The sequence below is a fragment of the Brevibacillus composti genome, from assembly GCF_016406105.1.
Lineage (GTDB): Bacteria > Bacillota > Bacilli > Brevibacillales > Brevibacillaceae > Brevibacillus > Brevibacillus composti.
In genome coordinates, this window is record NZ_CP066308.1 from 1,006,705 (window position 1) to 1,027,829 (window position 21,125).

At 54.5% G+C, this 21,125-nt stretch carries 16 protein-coding genes; 11 read left to right on the forward strand and 5 right to left on the reverse strand.

Annotated features, from left to right (window positions below; all coding sequences use genetic code 11):
• Nucleotides 1–437: 437 nt before the first annotated feature.
• Together JD108_RS05345 and JD108_RS05350 are read right to left on the reverse strand one after the other, a co-directional pair.
• The gene (locus tag JD108_RS05345) at nucleotides 438–917 is read right to left on the reverse strand and encodes a hypothetical protein (RefSeq protein WP_198828878.1); all 480 of its coding nucleotides are present in this window, start codon (nucleotides 915–917) and stop codon (nucleotides 438–440) included.
• Nucleotides 918–2,219: 1,302 nt separating this feature from the next.
• Nucleotides 2,220–2,369, reverse strand: a complete 150-nt coding sequence (locus JD108_RS05350) for a transposase (protein WP_198828879.1) — start codon at nucleotides 2,367–2,369, stop codon at nucleotides 2,220–2,222.
• Nucleotides 2,370–2,405: 36 nt separating this feature from the next.
• Between JD108_RS05350 and JD108_RS05355 the strand changes: the two genes are divergently transcribed.
• Complete coding sequence (locus tag JD108_RS05355; RefSeq protein WP_228728407.1) at nucleotides 2,406–2,642, forward strand: winged helix-turn-helix domain-containing protein; 237 nt, start codon at nucleotides 2,406–2,408, stop codon at nucleotides 2,640–2,642.
• Entirely contained in the window at nucleotides 2,635–3,897 is a 1,263-nt protein-coding gene (locus tag JD108_RS05360; protein ID WP_198828880.1) for a sensor histidine kinase, read from the forward strand. Before JD108_RS05355 ends, JD108_RS05360 begins: the two co-directional genes overlap by 8 nt.
• A 157-nt stretch (nucleotides 3,898–4,054) precedes the next feature.
• On the opposite strand, the gene aspA is transcribed toward JD108_RS05360, so the two are convergent.
• Both aspA and JD108_RS05370 read right to left on the reverse strand, forming a co-directional pair.
• Complete coding sequence (gene aspA, locus JD108_RS05365; RefSeq protein ID WP_198828881.1) at nucleotides 4,055–5,482, reverse strand: aspartate ammonia-lyase; 1,428 nt, start codon at nucleotides 5,480–5,482, stop codon at nucleotides 4,055–4,057.
• 174 nt (nucleotides 5,483–5,656) lie between these two features.
• Nucleotides 5,657–6,658, reverse strand: a complete 1,002-nt coding sequence (locus JD108_RS05370; protein ID WP_198828882.1) for an LCP family protein — start codon at nucleotides 6,656–6,658, stop codon at nucleotides 5,657–5,659.
• A gap of 253 nt (nucleotides 6,659–6,911) precedes the next feature.
• Here JD108_RS05370 and JD108_RS05375 point away from each other — a divergent pair, with 253 nt between their 5' ends.
• The 9 genes from JD108_RS05375 (at nucleotide 6,912) to JD108_RS05415 (ending at nucleotide 20,406) form a co-directional block, all read left to right on the forward strand.
• Entirely contained in the window at nucleotides 6,912–8,492 is a 1,581-nt protein-coding gene (locus JD108_RS05375; RefSeq protein ID WP_198828883.1) for a long-chain-fatty-acid--CoA ligase, read from the forward strand.
• 405 nt (nucleotides 8,493–8,897) lie between these two features.
• Entirely contained in the window at nucleotides 8,898–10,277 is a 1,380-nt protein-coding gene (locus tag JD108_RS05380; protein WP_228728319.1) for a S8 family peptidase, read from the forward strand.
• 2,318 nt (nucleotides 10,278–12,595) lie between these two features.
• A complete protein-coding gene (locus JD108_RS05385; protein WP_198828885.1) occupies nucleotides 12,596–14,440 on the forward strand; it encodes a M14 family metallopeptidase in 1,845 nt (614 codons plus the stop codon).
• Between the two features lie 153 nt (nucleotides 14,441–14,593).
• A complete protein-coding gene (locus JD108_RS05390; RefSeq protein ID WP_198828886.1) occupies nucleotides 14,594–15,508 on the forward strand; it encodes a hypothetical protein in 915 nt (304 codons plus the stop codon).
• 122 nt (nucleotides 15,509–15,630) lie between these two features.
• Complete coding sequence (cuyA, locus tag JD108_RS05395; RefSeq protein ID WP_198828887.1) at nucleotides 15,631–16,632, forward strand: D-cysteate sulfo-lyase; 1,002 nt, start codon at nucleotides 15,631–15,633, stop codon at nucleotides 16,630–16,632.
• A gap of 315 nt (nucleotides 16,633–16,947) precedes the next feature.
• A complete protein-coding gene (locus tag JD108_RS05400; RefSeq protein WP_198828888.1) occupies nucleotides 16,948–18,174 on the forward strand; it encodes a branched-chain amino acid ABC transporter substrate-binding protein in 1,227 nt (408 codons plus the stop codon).
• Nucleotides 18,175–18,431: 257 nt separating this feature from the next.
• Nucleotides 18,432–18,911, forward strand: coding sequence for a DsrE/DsrF/DrsH-like family protein (locus tag JD108_RS05405; protein ID WP_198828889.1), 480 nt, complete (start codon nucleotides 18,432–18,434; stop codon nucleotides 18,909–18,911).
• 25 nt (nucleotides 18,912–18,936) lie between these two features.
• Nucleotides 18,937–20,061, forward strand: coding sequence for an MBL fold metallo-hydrolase (locus tag JD108_RS05410; RefSeq protein ID WP_198828890.1), 1,125 nt, complete (start codon nucleotides 18,937–18,939; stop codon nucleotides 20,059–20,061).
• Between the two features lie 117 nt (nucleotides 20,062–20,178).
• Entirely contained in the window at nucleotides 20,179–20,406 is a 228-nt protein-coding gene (locus JD108_RS05415) for a sulfurtransferase TusA family protein (protein WP_198828891.1), read from the forward strand.
• Nucleotides 20,407–20,515: 109 nt separating this feature from the next.
• Here the strand turns inward: JD108_RS05415 and JD108_RS05420 are convergent, their stop codons facing one another.
• The gene (locus JD108_RS05420; protein WP_198828892.1) at nucleotides 20,516–21,016 is read right to left on the reverse strand and encodes a cysteine hydrolase family protein; all 501 of its coding nucleotides are present in this window, start codon (nucleotides 21,014–21,016) and stop codon (nucleotides 20,516–20,518) included.
• Nucleotides 21,017–21,125 lie beyond the last annotated feature (109 nt).

Below are 21,125 nucleotides of genomic sequence, written 5' to 3' on the forward strand. Positions count from 1 at the left end.
ATCAGCTTGATTCGTTTTATATGGCGAGGCGGGGGGACCTGTCTCGTTTTTTTGTTCGGCTCGGGAGGTATCTTTGTTCGTTATTTCATGGGAGCACGCAGGCAGGACCGTTGCTGTAGCGAGAAGAAGCCTGTTTCCCTGCTCAGCTCCGGGCTCCGCCTGCATGGATGTGTACACTGTCCGCTCCGGGGCGATTCGCGGGGGAGGCGCAAAAGTAGTTTTGCTACGAGGTCATCCCACGTTGCGCTCCTGGATCCCGCGAACCGCCCCTCCGCTGGGTAGGGCTCCACAGTCGCACAGCAGGGAAACAGGCTTCTTCCCGAGACCGCTGCAGTTCTGTGGGTGAATTCTTCGATGAAAAAACTCTTTTTCTGAAAGAGCAATGGGGTAACTTCTAGCAAACAATCCCTTCCTCTGATAAGAGACGAATCGTCGGGTCACGATGGCGGTACGAATTTCAAGACGATTTTTTCGGTATGCTGTCCCGTCTTATCATTCCAAGTGATTTCATAAACGAGGTCCCGAAAAAAAATATGAGTTATCTCTTCCGTATTCAGTCCTGCTCGAAACTGTATGGAGTCATGCCCCGGACTCGTAACAAATATTTGAATGGGTTTTCCTTCTTCGATGAGCGGTGATTCCATCGTGCCGCTAGGTTGGCCTGTTACCAAGTCTGTCTTATAGTTAAGTTGGGTGATTTTCATGGGTGTTAACGGCTTTATCTTTCCCTCGTAGAGTACCGTACTCCCATCTCTTGAAGGTCTCACAATGAACTGTCCTTCCCATTGCTGGCTTGACCCTTGAAATAGGTATGACCATTCTTGCGAGGTGAGGAAATTCTTGAAAAGGAAAAAAGCACCGATGGAAATGATAACCAGTGCACCGAATAATAAGGAATATCGATTGACCCTATCCATCCCATATACCCCCTCGTAAAAATTCCCGCGGTCATAGGCCACGGGTTTTATTAGCGGTTAATTTCATGGGCTTCCGAGTCCAACACTGGACAAGAGTTCCAATAGAACTACGAGCGGTGTATTTCGTCGTTACTGTATCTCCGCAATATCCAGAACCGGTTGGAAATATTATGGAGACCCATTTGTGCATAAATATAGCACAATTTGGGCAAAGTACTTTCTGTTTATAACCGAGAGGGCTCAAAATCCAATTATGGGCTTTAGAGAAAAGCCTTCGAAGATTATACCTCGAAGCTAATCTACTTTGGCGTCTCCCCTGCGAAACTCCCCGGAGTGGCCAGTCCATGCTTCCCTGAGGGGCGTAACCCGGAGCAGAGCAGGGAAACTCCCTTCTTCACTACAGCCGTGTCTTAGAGATTTGTGGGTGTTACAAGGATGGAGAGGACACTCAGATGATTCCTCGTGCAACACATCATCTACTCCAATTTTGACCTTATCGTGCTTTACTGGTAGACATGTTGAATTTCCATTTGTGTGAGCATGAAAAAGGACTTCCCATGTAGCCATGACCCTCACCTGTACTTATAATCTTCGAAGGCATTTTCCACTGAGTTGTTTGTTTGCCACATCTACGTTTGTTATCCTCAGCAATACCTCGTCTCCCCTTTACAATGCAATTTGAGAACGAGGATGCCGACAAAGCGAATCTATGCCATTTTCCAGAAGAACACGCCATATTCCTCAATCCCTGAGACTTTCCCGATATACTCAGAATCTTGGTGTAAACCGTTGTATTTTTGATTCGAGACTTAAGGAACGGCAAGAAATACTGAAAGAAAGCATCAAATTGATTGAGCTGACATAGATTTCTCTTTGGGAAAAACACCTGGAGGCCAAGGCATGGGAGATGGGGATGGCGTATTAACCCCTCCCTAATTGCTAAAATCAACAGTTTGTTGCCAGTTGAATCAAACTCCCGTATTGCCCATGTCTTCGTTGTTGGAGGGTTCATACGTTCCTCCCGTTACAAAATATACGGCCATTTTAATACCCTTTGATTAAAAGTTGTGTAAAATAAAGGAAAACAGTTTGATTGGAGTTGATCTACTTGTTCTGGGCGCTAATTAGTATTCCAATTTTTTTATCCTCATCGGGGCCTACCTTACTGATAAGAGGCGGCAAAAAAAGTACCACTTTGAAGAACTCGACCATGCAGCTAAACACAATACTCGATCAGCCGAAGGCGAGGCACAAAGCAGAATCTGGATGGATCGACCATAACTTTGCAAACTGAGAAACCGGTTAACCGGCACGGATCATCCCGGCCGCTGTCTTGGATACACGCTTGCGTTCGATATCTCCGATCTCTGCCAGAATTCCTGCTGCATAAACCAGATCAATGCCCGGAATGGAGCGCAGACATTTGGCTGGCCGATTTTCCTCAGGACCCACGAGCATGACGCCTATGTCGGGGATACTCCGCTAAAGCTGACCAGCAAGGAGTACGACCTGTTGCAATACTTTCTGCACAACCGGGAGCAGATTTTGACCCGGGACCAGATTTTCGACCGGATCTGGGGGATTGATTCGGAGACCAATTACGGCATCGTGGACTTGTACGTTCATTATTTGCGAAAAAAGCTGGTGGAGCATGATTGCGACCAGTACATCCGGACGATCCGCAATGTCGGCTATATTTTGAAAGGGAACCAGGAGCATGTTTAAAAAGACGCGGATTCGGCTGGTCCTGCTCAACGTCATCGTCTTTGTGATCCTGTTGAACGGACTGGGCTGTGCCCTCTATTTCTCGATGCAATACCGCCTCTATTCGCAGGTGGACGAGGAGCTGGAGCGGGCCGAGAAGAGACTGACGCAGATCCCGCTCGTCCTCTTCAAGTTCGAGCGAAAACGGCTGCCAGATGTGGACCGCCGGATCGGGATGCTGCTCTGGGACGACCGCGGAGGGCTGATCAGCCACATGTACGGCGAGATCATAGAGCGCGAAGAGCTGTTGCCGCTCCATCCCGTCAAACGGACGGACGCCATCGAAAATGTGACGGTGGCGGGACAAGTCTACCGGGTCTACACCGTCTATACGGATAAACGGGTCGTGGAACAGGGGCGTATCAGAAAGGTAAGCGCGATCCAGTTCATTTATAATCTGGAGCCGGAAATGAACATGCTCAGCACGCTTCTGTACGTGCTTGGCGTCGGAGGTCTGGCCAGCATCGTCATCGCCATCTTCGCCGGACTCTTTTTGGCCAAGCGGGCATTGATTCCCATCCAGCTGTCATGGGAGAAGCAGCAGCAGTTCATCGCCGATGCCTCCCATGAATTGCGTACGCCGCTTTCCGTCATCCTGCTGAATCTGGAGCGGCTCTTTCGCTCCCCGGGACGGACGATCGAAGAAGAGAGCGAGCACATCCTGGTCAGCATGCAGGAGACCAAACGGCTGAACAAGCTGGTGGCCGATCTTCTCACGCTGGCACGCTCCGACTCCAATGAGCTGCAGCTGCTCAAGAAGACCGTAAATCTGGGCGAGTTGATTGAAAACAGCATCCAGACCTTTCGCCAGCTCGCGGCCGTGAAAGGGATTCGGATCGAGACGCAGATCCAGCATCCGCTGGAATTGTCCGGCGATCAGGAGCGGCTGCAGCAGCTGCTCGTCATCCTGCTGGACAATGCGCTGAAATACACCGATGAGCAGGGAACGATTACAGTCAGCTGCAGGCGGGAGGGGAATGCGATTGCCCTGAGCGTCAAGGACACGGGTGTGGGGATCTCTCCCCAGGATGTTCCCTACATCTTTGACCGCTTTTTCCGCGCGGACAAGATGCGCTCCCGGCAGCAGGAGGGGACAGGACTGGGGCTGTCCATTGCCAAATGGATCGTGGACGCGCATGGCGGAAAAATTCGCGCCGAGAGCGAAGAAGGCGAGGGCACCCGCATCTATGTCCAGCTTCCGCTCAAAAGCAGTTGACCATCGGCGCGGTCTCTCGTTCGTCCGGAGTAGATTCACCCGAACAGGTCTCTCTGCGCAGAGAGCCAGGCGGCGAGGCGGACGGACAAAAAAGCCGATTCCGAACCGGATGGGGGTTGGAATCGGCTATTTCGATTGGGAATGCGCGCAGCGCGGACTACTCCTTGAACAGCAGCGCGGCTCCGGCAATGCCCGGATGAGTCATTTCAAAAGGATCGAGGATGAGATTAAGCTCCTCCTCCGTGAGAACATTATGCTCCAGGCAGAGCTCACGCACCGAGCGGCCGGTGAGGATCGCTTCGCGGGCGATCCGCGCCGCTGTTTCATACCCGAGGTGAGGGTTGACGGCGGTGATGATGCCGACGCTCTTTTCCACGTAGGCTTTCATCACTTCTTCATTGGCCTTGATGCCGTCGATGCAGTATTCCTTGAATACGCGGAAAGCGTTGTTCATGATGCTGATCGATTGCAGCAGGTTAAAGACCAGAACCGGCTCCATGACGTTCAGCTCCAGCTGTCCCGCTTCGGAGGCGAGGCAGATGGTGTGGTCGTTTCCGATCACCTGGAAAGCCACCTGGTTGACGACCTCAGCCATGACCGGATTTACTTTCCCTGGCATGATCGAGGAGCCGGGCTGACGGGCTGGCAGGCTGATCTCCCCGAGACCGGCGCGCGGACCGGAAGCCATCAGGCGCAGGTCGTTGGCGATCTTTGACATGTTGATCATGCACACTTTGAGGGCGGCAGACACTTCGGTGTAGGCATCGGTATTCTGGGTGGCATCCACCAGATCCGAGGCCCCTTTGATCGGAAAGCCGGTGATCTCTGCCAGTTGCTTCACGACGTTTTCGATATAGCGGGGATCGGCGTTCAAGCCTGTTCCTACGGCTGTCGCCCCCATGTTTACTTCATACAGGTGATGACGGGAGGTGGAGATCCGGGTGATGTCCCGGGTCAGCACTTTGCGATACGCTTCGAATTCCTGGCCCAAACGGATCGGAACCGCATCCTGCAGATGGGTTCGGCCCATTTTGATGACGCTGTCAAACTCCTCCGCCTTTTGCGAAAACGATTCCTTCAGCTGCTCCATGGTGCCCAGCAGTTCTTCGAGCATCATCAGGACCGAGATGTGAATCGCTGTCGGGAAGGCGTCATTGGTCGACTGCGACATATTGACATGCGTATTGGGGCTTACCTGGAAGTAATCGCCTTTTTCAAAACCAAGGATTTCGAGCGCGCGATTGGCGATCACTTCGTTGGCGTTCATATTGATCGAGGTACCGGCACCGCCTTGAATCGGGTCGACGATGAACTGGTCGTGCAGCTGGCCATCCATAATCTCTTCGGCAGCCTGCACGATCGCCTGGCCGATGCGGCGGTTCAGCTGTCCGGTTTCCATATTGGCGATGGCGGCCGCCTTTTTTACCATGGCGATCGCCTTGATCAGCGATTCGTGAATGCGGTAACCTGTGATTGGAAAATTTTCCATTGCCCGCAGTGTTTGTACACCGTAATAGGCATGCCGGGGCACTTCTTTTTCCCCGAGAAAGTCTTTCTCCACCCGCTTGTCTAAAGCCGCGTCCATGTGAATCCATCTCCTTCGCATTGTTGAAATCAAAAAAAGTTTACTCTCATCAAAAGGGTACCACAGTTTCGGGAAAAGAAGTAGTGAACATTAACAGTGATATGCTCATCCTTGACGAAAAGCGGTGCCGTAGAAAAAAGCCCCTACTTTTCCAGGGGCTTCTCTCTCTTTTCGCTAGGAAGCCGACCGGGAGGAAGAGGCCGATGTCAGTCCCAGATGCTCCTTCAGGGACTGGCGGATCTCCTCCAGCGCCAGCTCATCCAGCTGATAATAGTAGATCTGGTCCAGCGTCATATTTCTTCCCTGCAGCTGCAGCTTCTCGATTGTCAGCTCGCGGCCTTTGGCAAATTGATAAAAAGCCTCCAGGTCTTGCAGCCGCAAATTCGTCTTCAGATTGTCGCCGAGCGCCTCCAGCAGGGCACCGTACTTGGGAACGGAGCCAATCGACAGGGCTTTGTGGAAAATGGCTTCGAGGACGAGCTGCTGGCGTTTTCCCCGCTCCATATCGCTGTCCATTTTGCGCGTCCGGACCAAGGCCAGGGCCTCTTCGCCGTTCAGCGTCTGCAGCCCCTTTTTCAGCTTGATGGCGCGGGGTCTGTCCTTGCTGTCTTGCTCGGTGATGGCGATCGGGACATCTACCTCGACTCCGCCCAGGGCGTCCACGATTTGCATGAACGCCGTGAAATTTACCTTTACATAGTAATCCACCGGAACGTCCAGCAGTCGCTCGACGGTCTCGACCGTGGCATCCACGCCGCCGAAGGCATGGGCGTGGTTGATCTTGTCTTTTTTCTTTTCCACGGGCACGTATACGTAGGAATCGCGCGGGATGCTGACCAGTTTGACGGAGTGCTCCTCGCCATTGAAGGTGGCCAGCAGCAGGGCATCCGTGCGCACGGCTTCCCCATACTGCTTCTGTCGCAGCTCGCTGTCATCCACGCCCATCAGCAAGACTGAAAAGCGCTCGGTATCGGGAGCGGGCTCCTCGGCCTTGGCGCGCATGGGCGAGACTTCTCCCCGCTGCAGCGGCTGATGCGCCTTTTCCTCCAAGAGGGTTGCTTTTCGATATAAATCAACCGCGTAGCCGGTCGAGACGAACAGCAGGATCAGAATGGGGATGAGCACGAAGACAAGGGGAAGCTTGCTTTTTCGTTTATGCTTTGGTTTGGTTTTCATCTAAGACCCACCTTGATCGTGATACTCTACATGGATTGTAGACGAAATTCGACAACAATTCGTTACAGGGGGGTAACAACGACGGAAGAATGTCGCAATTTTTTGGGAGTTTTTCGTTTCTTTTCTTGAAACATCCAGCAGGAAAAAGAGCGGAGAAGCATAACCAATAGAAGAGAGGAAATGGGCTAAAGGACCGAGGACACGCAGCTGGACAGGAACTTTCCAATCAATAATGATGAGGGAGTGTCGGACGATGAGCACGAATGAACAGATGCAAGGTACCTTGACCTACATGCTGGAGCAAAGTTGCAAGCGCTTTCCTGAACGCAGTGCCCTGTATTTCAAAGGACAGCAATGGGATTATCAGACGCTGGGGGCGATGGTAAGCAGATTCGCCGCCGGACTGCACAGTCTGGGAATTGAGCAGGGGGACCGGGTCGCGGTAATGCTGCCCAATTGCCCGCACTACGTCGCTGCTTACTACGGCATCCTGCAGCTGGGCGGAATCGTCGTCCAGGTGAATCCCATGTCTGTTCCCGCTGAGCTGGATTACTACCTCAGCGACTCGGGAGCCAAGGCCCTGATCGTGTTTGCCCCACTCCTGCCGGTCGTGGAAAAAGCAGCGGGTTCAAGCGGCCTCGCCGCGAGGATCGTCGTCGAGCTGCCGCCGACGGACACGCCGCTTCCGCCGGGTTACCTCCGCTTTGAAAATGTGCTCGCCCTCGCGGCTGACGCGCCCCAAGAGATGCCTGCTGTCTCTGTCTCACCGGACGATACTGCCGTCCTGCAGTATACGGGCGGCACGACTGGCCGCTCCAAAGGGGCGATGCTGACTCATCGCAATCTTTACATCAATGCCCAGCAAGCGCATCTCATCATGGGCGGGGACTTGGAAAAGCCTGACCGCATCCTCACGGTGATCCCCTACTTTCATGTCTATGGAATGACCGTCTGCATGAACCTGGCGATCTTCGGAGGTTCCCAGCAGATCATCTTGCCCCGTTTTGATCTGGAGGAGCTGCTGCAGACGATCAAGGATACCGGACCGACCATCTTCCCGGGCGTGCCGACGATGTACGTGGCCGTGAATTCCCATCCCAAGGCGGAAGAGTACGGCATTTCCTCCATCCGCCTGTGCGCCAGCGGTTCCGCCCCTCTGCCTGTCGAAGTGATCAAAGGGTTTGAAGCGAAGACGAAGGGCATGATTCTGGAGGGCTTTGGATTGACAGAGGCATCCCCGGTTACGCACTTCAACCCGATGGATAAGCGAAAAGCCGGCTCGATCGGCACGGCGATTCCGTTTACCGAATCGAAAATCGTCAGCCTCCAGGACGGCGAGACGGTGCTCGGCCCGAATGAGGCTGGAGAGCTGGTGGTACGCGGACCGCAGGTGATGAAGGGCTACTGGGGGATGCCGGAAGAGACGGCCGCGACGCTAAAGGACGGCTGGCTCTACACGGGAGACATCGCCTACCGGGACGAAGAGGGATACTACTACATCATCGACCGGAAAAAGGACCTGATCATCGCGGGCGGCTTCAATATTTATCCGCGCGAGGTGGAGGAGGTCCTCTACCAGCATCCCGCTGTGCAGGAGGCGGTCGTGATCGGCGTGCCAGATGAGTACCGGGGAGAGACGGTCAAAGCATTCGTGGTACGCAAAAAAGAGGCGGCGCTGACAGAAGAAGAGCTAACCGTTTTTTGCCGCGAAAATCTGGCCGCCTACAAAGTGCCGCAAATCATCGAATTCCGCGAATCGCTGCCGAAGACAGCCGTAGGCAAAATTTTGCGGCGGACGCTGCGCGAAGAGGAAAAGGGAGCAAGCACGACGTAGACGATTGTTTTTCCATCCGACACACTCACAGCCGCTCGGGCAACCGGGCGGCTTTTTTGACAGACGGAAAATTTAGAGATGGTTTACATTACACCTACACCGTAAAAAACATCGATGGTCAATATAAAGTGCTGGAACTCCCCCCCTATTTATCTTAAATCTCCATGAAGAGATGTATCATCGATTCGTCATGCTTCGACATGATGGTAGTTCGATTCGCCCGACACCTGTCTATATTTGCGATAAATCCTTTTTATATATAGAAAGGATTTAATTGCAAGAAAATGGAATAGTTTACCTATTCCGAGACGGAAAGGGGTTTTGTATTTGAAACGGAAAATGGCATTCTCTGTTTTGAGTGCGCTGCTGACGGCTAGTCTTTTTGTCGGTGCGGGTGGCCAGGTTGTGGCCAAGAGTACTTCCACTTCGTATCTGGTCGCATTTAAAAACAATCTTCCCTCCGATTATGAAGCGTTGATCGAAGAGGCAGGCGGTGAAGTCGTTCGTGCATTGCCAGAGATTGGCGGTCTTGAAATCGAGTCGAGAGACCGGAACTTTTTGGAAAACCTGAAGGGCATTCGTGGCATTCAGGCAGCGAATAGGCAGTTCACCCATCAGCTGGACTACAAAAAAATCGACCGATCTGCAGCGGATGGACAGCCGGTCACGGATATACCGCAACCGGAGGATATCGACAGTTATTGGGAGTACCAGTGGGATATCAAGCGCGTCACGAATGATGGAAAATCCTATGATATCGAAACAGGAGGCACCAGTCGGAAACATAAAGCAGTAGTAGGCGTAATCGATTCCGGTATTGATCCCGATCATCCCGACTTGAAGGACAACCTGCTCGGCGGCATGAACTTCATACCAGCCGGCATCGATTCGAGTGAGACGGGCGATCCGGACGATATTACAGACCGTGACGGACATGGCACACACGTAGCCGGTTCGATAGCGGGCAACGGCAAGATCAAAGGAGTAGGGCCAAATTTGGGGCTTCGGGTGTACCGCGTGTTCCCGGCGAACCAAGGTGCTCCCACCTCCTGGATCGCTGACGCCATTATCCAGGCAGCCGACGATGGCGTGGATGTGATCAATATGTCTCTTGGCGGCTTCGATGCCATCTCACGTTACTCTTATCAGGGAGAGGGCTCTTACTCTGACGTAGCCGACGTGCTGATCTGGAAACGGGCGATCGACTATGCTGTTGGCAAAGGCGTAACGGTCGTAGTGGCGGCAGGCAATGAATCGTTGAATCTGAACAATCCGACGGAAATTACCGCCTACATGAACGAGGTATATGGCCCAGATGGCTTTGAATTCAAGGGCGCTTCTAGGGAGGTTCCTGGACAAATTCCAGGCGTCATTACCGTCTCCTCTTCCAACCAGTGGTCGGATGATGAGCTTGCGTTCTACTCCAACTACGGCGCTCGCTCGATCGACGTGGCCGCTCCCGGCGGGGACAACGGCCCGGTCTACGCGGAGACTGGCGATTTGGACCAAAGAGACTTCCGCTACCGCACGCTCAGCACTTGGCCTACCTATCTGGAGCCGTACTTTACCTCCAATCTGCACGACTACGCGCTGCTTCACGGAACCTCTATGGCTGCTCCTAAAGTTGCGGGGATTGCCGGTGTGATCAAAGCAGCCAACCCCGATCTGACCCCGGCACAGTTGACCAATTTGATCAAGAAAACGGCAATTGACATGGGCAAGAGGGGAACCGATCAGTACTTCGGAGCTGGCGAGGCCAACGCATATCGTGCTTTAAACGATTAGTTTTAAGTTAGTCAAAGCTACGAAAAACAAATGAAGAGGCGGGAGACCGCCTCTTTTTCACGTTTTCAGGTTTTTTAAATTTGCGAAAACGGTGCCGTAGTGGGAAGAAGCCTGTTTCCCTGCTTAGCTCCGGGTTCCGCCTCCAGGGATGCATGTTCTATCCGCTCCGGAGCGATTCGCGGGGGAGACGCAAAAGGTGTCTAGCTCCGAGGTCATCCCACATTGCGCTCCTGGATCCCGCGAATCGCCCCTCCGCTGGGTATGTCTCCACAGTCGCACCACAGGAAAACAGGCTTCTTCGCGAGACCGTTACAGTTTTGTGGGTGGAAGCTTTGATGCAAAACTTTCTCCCTGAACAATCAAGGGGGTTATCTTCAATAACATATCCATCAAACAACGAGTAGAAGCACAAAGGCTCGCAGAAGAATCATGCTCCCCTGCGAGCGACTGTGGAGCCCCCGCCCAGCGGAATAGCGGCCCACGGGAGAAAGGGGCGCAACGTGGGATGACCTCGAAGCGGCACTCCTTTTGCGAACCCCCGTGGGCCGCTATGGAGCGGACAGTCCCCGCATCCATGCAGGGCGTAACCCGGAGCGCAGCAGGGGAGCATGATTCTTCACATGGTAGCCACGTCCCTCGGGCTTTTTTATCGGCTTCCTATGAGTTGGCGGGAAACGAGCAGACGGGGACACTCCGAAAGGAAAAAAAGACCAAATCGTATCTGTTTGTTCGTTAGAAAAGTTGCCGTAGTGAGAAGAAGCCTGTTTCCCTGCTTAGCTCCGGGCTACGCCTCCAGGGATGCGAGTTCTGTCCGCTCCGGTTCGATTCGCGGGGGAGACGCAAAAGGTGTCTAGCTCCGAGGTCATCCCACATTGCGCTCCTGGATCCCGCGAATCGCCCCTCCGCTGGGCAGGGCTCCACAGTCGCACCGCAGGAAAACAGGCTTCTTCGCGAGACCGTTACAGTTTTGTGGGTGGAAGCTACGCTGCAGAACTTTCTTTACTGAACAATCAAGGGGGTTATCTTCAATAACATATCCATCAAACAACGAGTAGAAGCACAAAGGCTCGCAGAAGAATCATGCTCCCCTGCGAGCGACTGTGGAGCCCCCACCTAGCGGAATAGCGGCCCGCGGGAGAAAGGGTCGCAACGTGGGATGACCCCGAAGCGGCACTCCTTTTGCGAACCCCCGTGGGCCGCTATGGAGCGGACAGTCCGGGCATCCATGCAGGGCGTAACCCGGAGCGCAGCAGGGGAGCATGATTCTTCACATGGTAGCCACGTCCCTCGGGCTTTTTTATCGGCTTCCTATGAGTTGGCGGGAAACGAGCAGACGGGGACACTCCGAAAGGAAAAAAAGACCAAATCGTATCTGTTTGTTCGTTAGAAAAGTTGCCGTAGTGAGAAGAAGCCTGTTTCCCTGCTTAGCTCCGGGCTACGCCTCCAGGGATGCGAGTTCTGTCCGCTCCGGTTCGATTCGCGGGGAGACGCAAAAGGTGTCTAGCTCCGAGGTCATCCCACGTTACGCTCCTGGATCCCGCGAATCGCCCCTCCGCTGGGCAGGGCTCCACAGTCGCACCGCAGGGAAACAGGCTTCTTCGCGAGACCGTTGCCATTTCTGTTGGTGGAAGCTACGCTGCAGAACTTTCTTTACTGAACGATCAATGGCGTATCTTTCGATCATTTTTCCATCTAAAAAGCGGGGAGAAGCACAAAGGCTCGCAGAAGAATCATGCTCCCCTGCGAGCGACTGTGGAGCCCCCGCCCAGCGGAATAGCGGCCCACGGGAGAAAGGGGCGCAACGTGGGATGACCTCGAAGCGGCACTCCTTTTGCGAACCCCCGTGGGCCGCTATGGAGTGGACAGTCCGGGCATCCGTGCAGGGCGTAACCCGGAGCGCAGCAGGGGAGCATGATTCTTCACCCGGCAGCTACGTTCCTCGCGCCGCTATGGAGCGGACAGTCCGGGCATCCGTGCAGGGCGTAACCCGGAGCACAGCAGGGGAGCATGATTCTTCACATGGTAGCCACGTCCCTCGGGCCGCTATGGAGTGGACAGTCCGGGCATCCATGCAGGGCGTAACCCGGAGCGCAGCAGGGGAGCATGATTCTTCACCCGGCAGTCACGTTCTCTGGGCCGCAATTCTTCTCGCTGCAGCCTCACACATGGAGCAGGATGAACTTTTCTTGCTCGAGAAGTGCAGGACTTCCGTACCGTTCTTAGCATCTGAATTTCCATAACGGGAATAAACGGATACCCGTCCTAGTAAGCATGTAATATATTTCTGAAAATTTGAAATACGAAAGGAGCGATTACAGTTGAAACATTGGGTTCCCGGACTTCTGGTCACCATTCTCTTGTCGCAGGCAGGACTGGTTTCGGCTGCTTCTCCTGCCGGGCAGGTGCCCTTTTTGACGCGGCCCTTTATCCCGGCACAGGCAGCCTTCGAGGTGGATCAGTTCGCCTATCCAGAGACCAAGCCGAAAAAGGCAGGCACTTTCGACATTCAGCATTATCCGCTTTACGATGAGGTGTTGTATTGGCTGGAGACGTGGGCGAAACAATACCCCGGCCTGGTCGAGCTGTACTCCGCCGGGAAGTCGCTCGAAGGCAGGGATATCTGGCAAATCACGATCACCAATAAAAAGACCGGTGCTGCGACTGACAAGCCGGCCATGTGGGTGGGGGCGAACCGGCATTCCGGCGAGGTGACGACACGCGTAGCCGCTCTTCATTTTGCGAATGAGCTCCTGTCCAAGTACGGCAAAGATCCGGAGATTACCCACCTGCTGGATACGCGCACCTTTTACGTCAGACCGGTAGAGAACCCGGACGGCTCGGAGCTGTACCTGAACACGATTCAAACGAACCGCTCAACCAATCGGCCAGTAGACAATGACGGCGACGGCGTCATGGACGAAGACATCCTCGAGGATCTGGACGGCGACGGGTATTCCCGGCAGATGCGGAAATATGTCGGGAGGGGCCAAGGCGATTACACAAAAGATCCGGCAGACCCGTCCGGACGATTGATGAAACAGGTAGGCCAGGGCAAAGGCGATTATCTGGTTTTGCCCGAGGGAATTGACAATGACGGGGACGGCAAATACAACGAGGACGGCATCGGCGGCCTGGATTTGCACCGCAATTATCCGGAAAACTGGCGGCCGATGGCGGAAAATACAGGCAGGGGCTGGACTCAGGGCGGAGCGGGCGAATACCCGTTATCCGAGCCGGAGATGCGCTCGGTCGTCCTGTTCCTGCTGGAGAATCCCCATATCTCCGTCGTGGAGACGATGGATACGACAGTGCCGATGCATCTGCGTCCGCCATCCACGAGCAAGAGCGAGGAATCAATGATTCCCGAAGACCTGGCATATTATAAGCATTTCGACAAAAGAGGGCAGGAGCTGACCGGTTATCCGTGGGCGGGCGACGTCTACTACGACTACAACACACGCCGGGGCGGCACCGAAGGGAATCCGCTCTTTGGCCATTCGCCGGACTGGGGCTATTTCCAATACGGGACGATCTGGTACGGCGACGAGCTTTGGGGGAAACAGGAGTACGTCAAAGACTACAACAAGGACGGAAGCGTGGACGAGTTGGATCAGCTCTGGATGAACGACCATATGCCTGAAGTAAAGGGCAAGCTGTTCCAAAACTGGACTCCCGTCGAACATCCGCAGCTGGGAAGAGTGGAGGTAGGCGGATGGAACCCCAAGTTCTGGAACCAGAATGCGCCTGCCGGCAGCATGCTGAAAACGGCCGTGGAAAAACAAAGCGCGTTTAACCTGGAGCTGGCCAAATCCCTGCCGCTCTTGACCATCAAGGGCAGCGAGGTGAAAAAGAATCCAGACGGCACCTCCACCGTAAGTGTCACGGTGTCCAACGAAGGCTTTTTGCCGGATGCCTTGAAGCAGGCGTGGCTGGTGAAAGTGGTCCGCAAAGGGACAGCAAGCATCCAACTGGAGGACGGACTGACGCTGGCGGATGAAGCAGCGGGGCAAACGCAGGATGCCGGTTTCTTCGGCGGGGCGCTGGAGGATGGCGAGGAGCGGACGAAGACCTTCTCCTGGACGGTCAAAGGAAAAGGAAAGGCGCAGGTGACGATCCGGTCCACCCGGGGCGGGACGGTAAGTGTGACGGTGCCGATTCCCTAAAGGAATGGCTCCAGGTTCAAACAATTGTCGCAACTCAGGCAGAGACTCCACACGTCTAAATCCGTGAAGGGACGAGATGAGGTTTTGTCAGACCGGATCACGTGAGGAGGATGCCTTATTCGCAGAATACCCGCCCGTAAGCGAAGCCATCGAGTGAAGTTCTACATCGGGATGCGGCTGCTTCTAGCCGCACTGACCTCTGCCGTGATGCTGTGGCTGCTGCTGGAAGCGCCACCCGCCCTGAAAGCGACCTGGATCTGGAACACGCGGCTGATCGTGCAGGAGCGGGTGGAGATTCTCTCCTTTGCCGCGCAGCACGGGATCAACCGGATCTATCTGCACATCGAGCAGACGGGAATTCCGCTGCAAGCGTACCGCGATTTCATCAGGGAGGCGCGAGCGAGCAACATCCAGGTGGATGCGCTGGGCGGCGACCCGTCCTGGTCCCGCCTCTCCAAGCAAAAAAGCGTCGCCTCTTTCGTCGATTGGGTCCATGCCTACAACCGCAGCGTCAGCGAGGAGGAGCGCTTCTCCGGCATCCATGTGGACATCGAGCCCCACGTCCATCCCCTGTGGAAAGAGGATCGGGAGCAGTTGAAAAAGGAGTGGCTGGCCAATCTGGAATGGGTGATCCGGGAGACGAAAAAGGAGCCCGGCATGGAGGTAAGCGCGGATATTCCGTTTTGGATGCATCAATTGTCGGCAAGCGAATCGGAGAGTGTCAGCGCGTGGCTGCTGCGCGAGCTGGACCATGTGACATTGATGGCCTACCGGGATGCGGTAGCCGGGAGGAATGGCGTCCTGGACATCACCAGCCGCATTCTGGAAGAAGCAGGTCATGCCCGGCAAAAGGTCGTGATCGGCCTGAATATCCGGGATAGCGGGGAAGGAGATCACACCACTTTTTATGAGGAACCGCCGCAAGAGCTGCGCGAGGAACTCCTCCTCTTGGAAAGGCGCATGAAAAAATACCCGGCCTACGCCGGATTTGCTATCCATGATTACGAGCACTGGAAGCAAAAAATCAAGCGAGAGTGGGAAGAGCCGGCTGCCCGAGAGAGGGGGTAGCCGGCTTTTGATTAGAAACAGCCAAAAAAATGGGCTATGATGGAGAGAGAAACGGTCCGACCCGGAAGTTGATAACATAAATGTCCGTCCATGTAAATGGAGGAAAGAGAGGAGCATTTGCTATGAATCAGATCCGTTATGCGCGAAGAAGCTACACAGGCGGCCCGACGCCGATCGAAAAGCTGGAGCGATTGTCGGAAGCACTCGGCGGTCCCGCCATCTACATCAAACGGGACGATCAGCTGGGACTGGCGGCAGGCGGCAACAAAACGCGGAAGCTGGAGTATTTGGTGGAGGATGCGCTGAGACAAGGAGCCGATACGCTGATCACCTGCGGAGCCGTGCAGTCCAATCATTGCCGTTTGACGCTCGCCGCCGCCGTGCGTGAAGGTCTCTCCTGCCAGTTGGTGCTGACCGAGCCGGAGTCCGGCTACGATCCGCAGGCCAGCGGGAATCACCTGCTGTTTCACTTGATGGGAGCGGAAAAAATCGCGGTCATCCCTGCCGATGGCGATATGCAGGCCGAAATGGAAAAGCTGGCGGATGCGCTCAAGCAGGAAGGGAGAAAAGCGTATCTCATCCCTGTCGGCGGCTCCAGCGAGATCGGCACATTGGGATACATGGCTTGCGCCGAAGAGATCGAGCAGCAGTCGCTCGTCATGGGCGTTCCGTTTGACTACGTGGTGACGGCGACGGGAAGCGCCGGCACGCAGGCGGGACTGATCGCCGGCCTGGCCGCCCGCCAGTCGAATGCCGCCGTCATCGGGATCAATGTCAGCCGGGACCGGGAGAGCCAGGAGAAAAAGGTGCATGAGCTGCTGCTGTCGACGGCGGAGCTCGTCGGACTCAAGGGGGATTTGCCCAGAGAGCTGGTCCGCTGCGAAGATGAATACGTGGGTCCGGGCTATGCCATTCCCACCCCGGAGATGGTCGAGGCGGTGAAGCTGCTGGCCCGGACCGAAGGCATTCTGCTCGATCCGGTGTATACGGGCAAGGCGATGGCCGGGTTGATCGGCCTGGTCCGCAAGGGGACATTCCGGCCCGAGGACCGCGTCCTGTTCCTGCACACAGGCGGGGCTCCGGCTTTGTATACGTATGCGGAGACATTTTTGTCCGAAAAATAGAGGGGGTGCCCAGCAAAGAAGCCGGCGTGATCGCGTCGGCTTTTTTGCTGTCCCTGTTTTCGATCCCGGAGCGAGACCGGGATGAAAAAAGAGAGCGAAGATGTTTCATTATATTACAAAAAATGGAACAGGAATGATCGCGAAGAACATGCAGGTTGAAAATAAGAAGATGGAGCACGAAAATATGGACTTGAGAATAGCTGGAATGTAAGATTTAATGTCTGTTTTAATTGACAATATGTAAGATTAAGAATCTTCATTTTTTTCTTATATTTACAGATATGATAGATAAAGATATTCACAGGGGGGATTATCTTGCGTCAAAAAAAGTTGAGTATTGTTCTCGCTTCCATCCTGCTGGCCAGCGTCTCTTTGGTTGGCTGTGGCTCCCAAGGGTCGGCTCCGGCCCAGAACAACAGCAACAATACGCAAAGCGCAGGCAGCGGCGGACAGGCGTCCGGCGGCGGCGAAAAGATTTTGATCGCCACGCAAAGCCCGCTATCCGGATCGCAGTCCGCGATCGGTGATGCGATCAAGACGGGAGCGGCCTATGCGATTGAACTGCGCAAAGAGGAATTCAGCAAGCTCGGCTTTGACCTCCAGTTATACCCTCAAGACGACCAGGCGGACCCCAAAATCGGCGTTTCCAACGCGGAGATGCTCGTCGCCAACCCGGATGTGCTGGGAGTCGTCGGTCACTTCAATACAGGCGTAGCGATTCCTTCATCTGTGAAATACGAGTCTGGCAGTCTGGTCATGGTTTCCCCGGCGAACAGCGGTGTGACCCTGACCGAAGAGGGCAAAAAGACTGTTCACCGGATCTGTGCCCGCGATGACGCCCAAGGACCAAAAGGCGCGAAATACGCAAAAGAAGCGCTGGGCGTGACATCTGTCTTCCTGATTCATGACAAAACCGCTTACGGCCAGGGGCTGGTCGATCAGGTAAAGGCGCAATTTGAGAAAGACGGCGTCAAGGTGCTGGGCTATGAAGGGGTAAACCAGGGTGAAAAGGATTACAACTTCGTCGTCAATACCGCAGTCGCCAGCAATCCCGACCTGATTTACTTCGGCGGCATTTACCCTGAGGCCGGCATTATTATCAAGCAGGCGAAGGAAAAAGGATACAGCGGCAAGTTCATGGGCGGGGATGGCATCGACTCTCCTGACCTCCTAAAAATTGCCGGTGACGCAGCAGTGGGCGTCTATCTGACCTCTCTGGCCGGAGATGCCAAGCAGACCGAGGAAGGCCGCAAATGGGCGGAAGACTATGAGAAAGCCATGGGCAAAAAGCCGGGCACGTATTCCGACTACGCCTTTGAATCCGCCAACGTGATTCTCAACGGAATCGAAGCGGCGATAAAAGCAAACGGCGGCAAAAAGCCGACCCGTGAGCAAATTCTGGAACAAGTCCACAACACCAAAGAATACCAGGGCAAATTCGTAAAAGTCACGTTTGATGACAAAGGGGACAACGTCTACGCGGATGTCTTTATGTACCAGTTTGAAAAAGAAGGTACGAAATTTATCGGGAAAATCGAGTAGGCCACAAAAAGGCTGATAGGTTGGGCAAAAGCCGGCGCTCCATGACGAGAGCGTCGGCTTTTTTCTGTCGGCGGCAAGCGAGCTGCGGACATGCCCCGGCTCATGCGGTTAGGCCTGCGGAAATCACGGTTCTGAAAGCAAGAGGAGGAGGGGGGATTGACAGGGAGAAAGAGAAGCCATATACTCATAGGGGTATGGGTAATATATTTTTTTACGCAAATTAATACCCCGTAGGGTATAAGAGAGGTGGCAGATGGATGGAAACCCAAAAACAAACGACCATGGTGGTGTTCAGCGGCGACCTGGACAAGGCGATGGCCAGCTTCATCATCGCTACCGGCGCGGCGGCCATGGGCAGTAAAGTCACGATGTTCTTCACCTTTTGGGGATTGAACATTCTGCGGAAGGAACAGTTCGTTCCCGTCCAAAAGAGCCTGCTGGAGAAGATGTTTGAGCGGATGATGCCGCGAGGGCCCGGAAAGCTGGGCATCTCCAAGCTGAATATGGGCGGGATGGGCTCGGCCCTGATGAGGCACATCATGAAGAAGAAGAAGGTGGCATCTCTCCCCGAGCTGATGGAGCTGGCCCGTGAGCTGGATGTGGAGATGATTGCCTGCACGATGTCGATGGATGTGCTCGGCATCAAGGAAGAGGAGCTCATCGACGGCTTGAAGTTTGCCGGTGTCGCCACTTATCTTGGCGAGGCCGAGCAGTCTAAGGTAAACCTGTTTATCTAGTCCATAAAATGAGAGGAGATAGAACATGGCGCAAGCAGCAGTACACGCAAAGCAACTCTATGAAAAAATGGAGCGCGGCATTTTCCTGCTCGATGTGCGCAATCCTGAAGATTACGCAGACTGGAAGATAGAGGGGAAACATGTTCGCTCCATCAACATCCCGTACTTCGACTTTTTGAATGAAGATGAAGAGGTGTACCGCCCTCTTCCCCGCGGCGAAGAAATCGTCGTGATTTGCGCCAAGGGGGGAAGCGCCCAGATGGTGGCGGATATGCTGGCGGAGAGAGGGTACCAGGCGAGCTATCTGGCACAGGGGATGCAGGAATGGAGCCAATTTTACCAGCACGTACAGGTGGCCCGGGAGGATTCGCTCCGGCTGATCCAGGTGAACCGGCTGGCCAAAGGCTGTCTGTCTTATCTGGTGGCTTCCGGCGGAGAAGCGCTGGTGGTCGATCCCAACCGGCATATCGACGAATACCTGTCACTGGCCGAGCGGGAGGGGGTACGGATCAAATACGTGCTGGATACCCATCTGCATGCCGACCACATCTCGGGAGGTCACGAGCTGGCCCAAAAGACGGGTGCTCTCTACTACATCTCCTCCGGCGAGATGCAGGGCTCTGATCGTCCGTATGTCCCGCTGGAAAGCCAGGGGCGGCTGCAGGTAGGCAGCGCCGAAGTGAAGATCTTGGCGATTCCTACACCCGGACATACCCCGGGGAGTGTCTCTGTACTGGTGAACGATCAGTATCTGCTTTCGGGCGACACGATCTTTGTCGGCGGACTGGGCCGGCCCGATCTGGGAGGAAAAGCGGCGGAGTGGGCACAAGCCTTGTACGATACGGTCTTTACGACCGTCGCGGCGCTGGGGGATGATGTCCTGGTCCTGCCGACCCACTACGCCGATATCAGCGAGATCGGTGAGGCTGGCTATGTGGGAGCCTATCTGGGAGAGATTCGCCGCAACAACGAAGTGATGCGGACAGCCGACCGCGAGGCATTTACCCGACAGGTCGTCCACGCTGTGGGAACTGCGCCGCCCAACTACGAAGAGATCGTAGAAGTGAACCGCGGGACGCTTCACATCACGGCGGAAAAAGCGACCGAGCTGGAAATCGGACCGAACCGCTGCGCGCTGCATCACGGATGAGTCCCGTTACCAGAGCTATGTGTCACGGCAAGCAAGGCTCCTGCTATCCACCCGTGCACGGGGAAGGTACAGCGAAGCAGGATTTCCCATTAGAAAAATATAAGGAGGAACGTATTCATGAACATTGATGTATTTGTAGATGCAAAAGGCTTGTCTTGCCCGATGCCGATCGTCAAGGCGAAGAAAGCGATAGATGCGATGGAGAGCGGCCAGATCATGCAAGTGGATTCGACCGACAAAGGCTCCGTCAACGATTTTCAGGGCTGGGTTCGGGCGAACAGCCACGAGCTTCTGAAAACGGAGGAAGCGGACGGCGTCTACCGGATTTTTGTTCGGAAGGGCTAAAAGCAGACCGCAGGATCGCAAAAAAAGCCGATTCCCCCAGGGTGAAAGGGGGAATCGGCTTTGCTTTTGGGGAAGGGGCTATTCAGATGTTGAGGCGGTCTGTATGCGTTTAACGCGCAGAGGCTTCGACCATATACTGAATGACTGGATGGGAAATGAGATTTCGATCGCGATACGCATCCGAGACGGCATTCGGCTTTGTACTGACGATGCCGTTTTGCAAGAGAACGGATGGGAAGCCGCGTTCAATCGCGCCATTGTATGTAAAGAGGACGCAATGTTCTGCTGCAAAGCCCGCCACGATTACCAAGCCGATCTCGTTGCGTCGCAGGATTTGCTCCAGATCCGTTTGCCAGAATGCATTGGAGAATACTTTTGACACCATGATGTCCTTGGGATCCACATTGATTTCCGGAATGATCGCCATGAGCTCCGTGTTCGTTTCAGTAGCTTCCTCCATGTCCTGTATGTGGATGACCAAATGATGATGTTTCCGCAGCAGGTCTGCAACATAATTGATGTATTCACAGGCGACCTCGACCTTCATCTCTTCCGTGCGAGATTGTAAAAATATGTTTTGCATGTCGACAACTAAAAGAGCAACTTTCATGGCACCACCTCAGGTTCTTATTGAAATGAGCAGGACGATTGGGGGAATTGCCGATTTGCGCACAGGCCCCTGAAAGTAAACATTCACCGGGGAATGATTTATTCCTGTA

Coding starts and splice junctions, on each gene's coding strand:
- JD108_RS05345 (WP_198828878.1), bottom strand. CDS start 917: ATGGATAGGGTCAATCGATATTCCTTATTATTCGGTGCACTGGTTATC.
- JD108_RS05360 (WP_198828880.1), top strand. CDS start 2,635: ATGTTTAAAAAGACGCGGATTCGGCTGGTCCTGCTCAACGTCATCGTC.
- aspA (WP_198828881.1), bottom strand. CDS start 5,482: ATGGACGCGGCTTTAGACAAGCGGGTGGAGAAAGACTTTCTCGGGGAA.
- JD108_RS05370 (WP_198828882.1), bottom strand. CDS start 6,658: ATGAAAACCAAACCAAAGCATAAACGAAAAAGCAAGCTTCCCCTTGTC.
- JD108_RS05375 (WP_198828883.1), top strand. CDS start 6,912: ATGAGCACGAATGAACAGATGCAAGGTACCTTGACCTACATGCTGGAG.
- cuyA (WP_198828887.1), top strand. CDS start 15,631: ATGAATCAGATCCGTTATGCGCGAAGAAGCTACACAGGCGGCCCGACG.
- JD108_RS05405 (WP_198828889.1), top strand. CDS start 18,432: ATGGAAACCCAAAAACAAACGACCATGGTGGTGTTCAGCGGCGACCTG.
- JD108_RS05410 (WP_198828890.1), top strand. CDS start 18,937: ATGGCGCAAGCAGCAGTACACGCAAAGCAACTCTATGAAAAAATGGAG.
- JD108_RS05415 (WP_198828891.1), top strand. CDS start 20,179: ATGAACATTGATGTATTTGTAGATGCAAAAGGCTTGTCTTGCCCGATG.
- JD108_RS05420 (WP_198828892.1), bottom strand. CDS start 21,016: ATGAAAGTTGCTCTTTTAGTTGTCGACATGCAAAACATATTTTTACAA.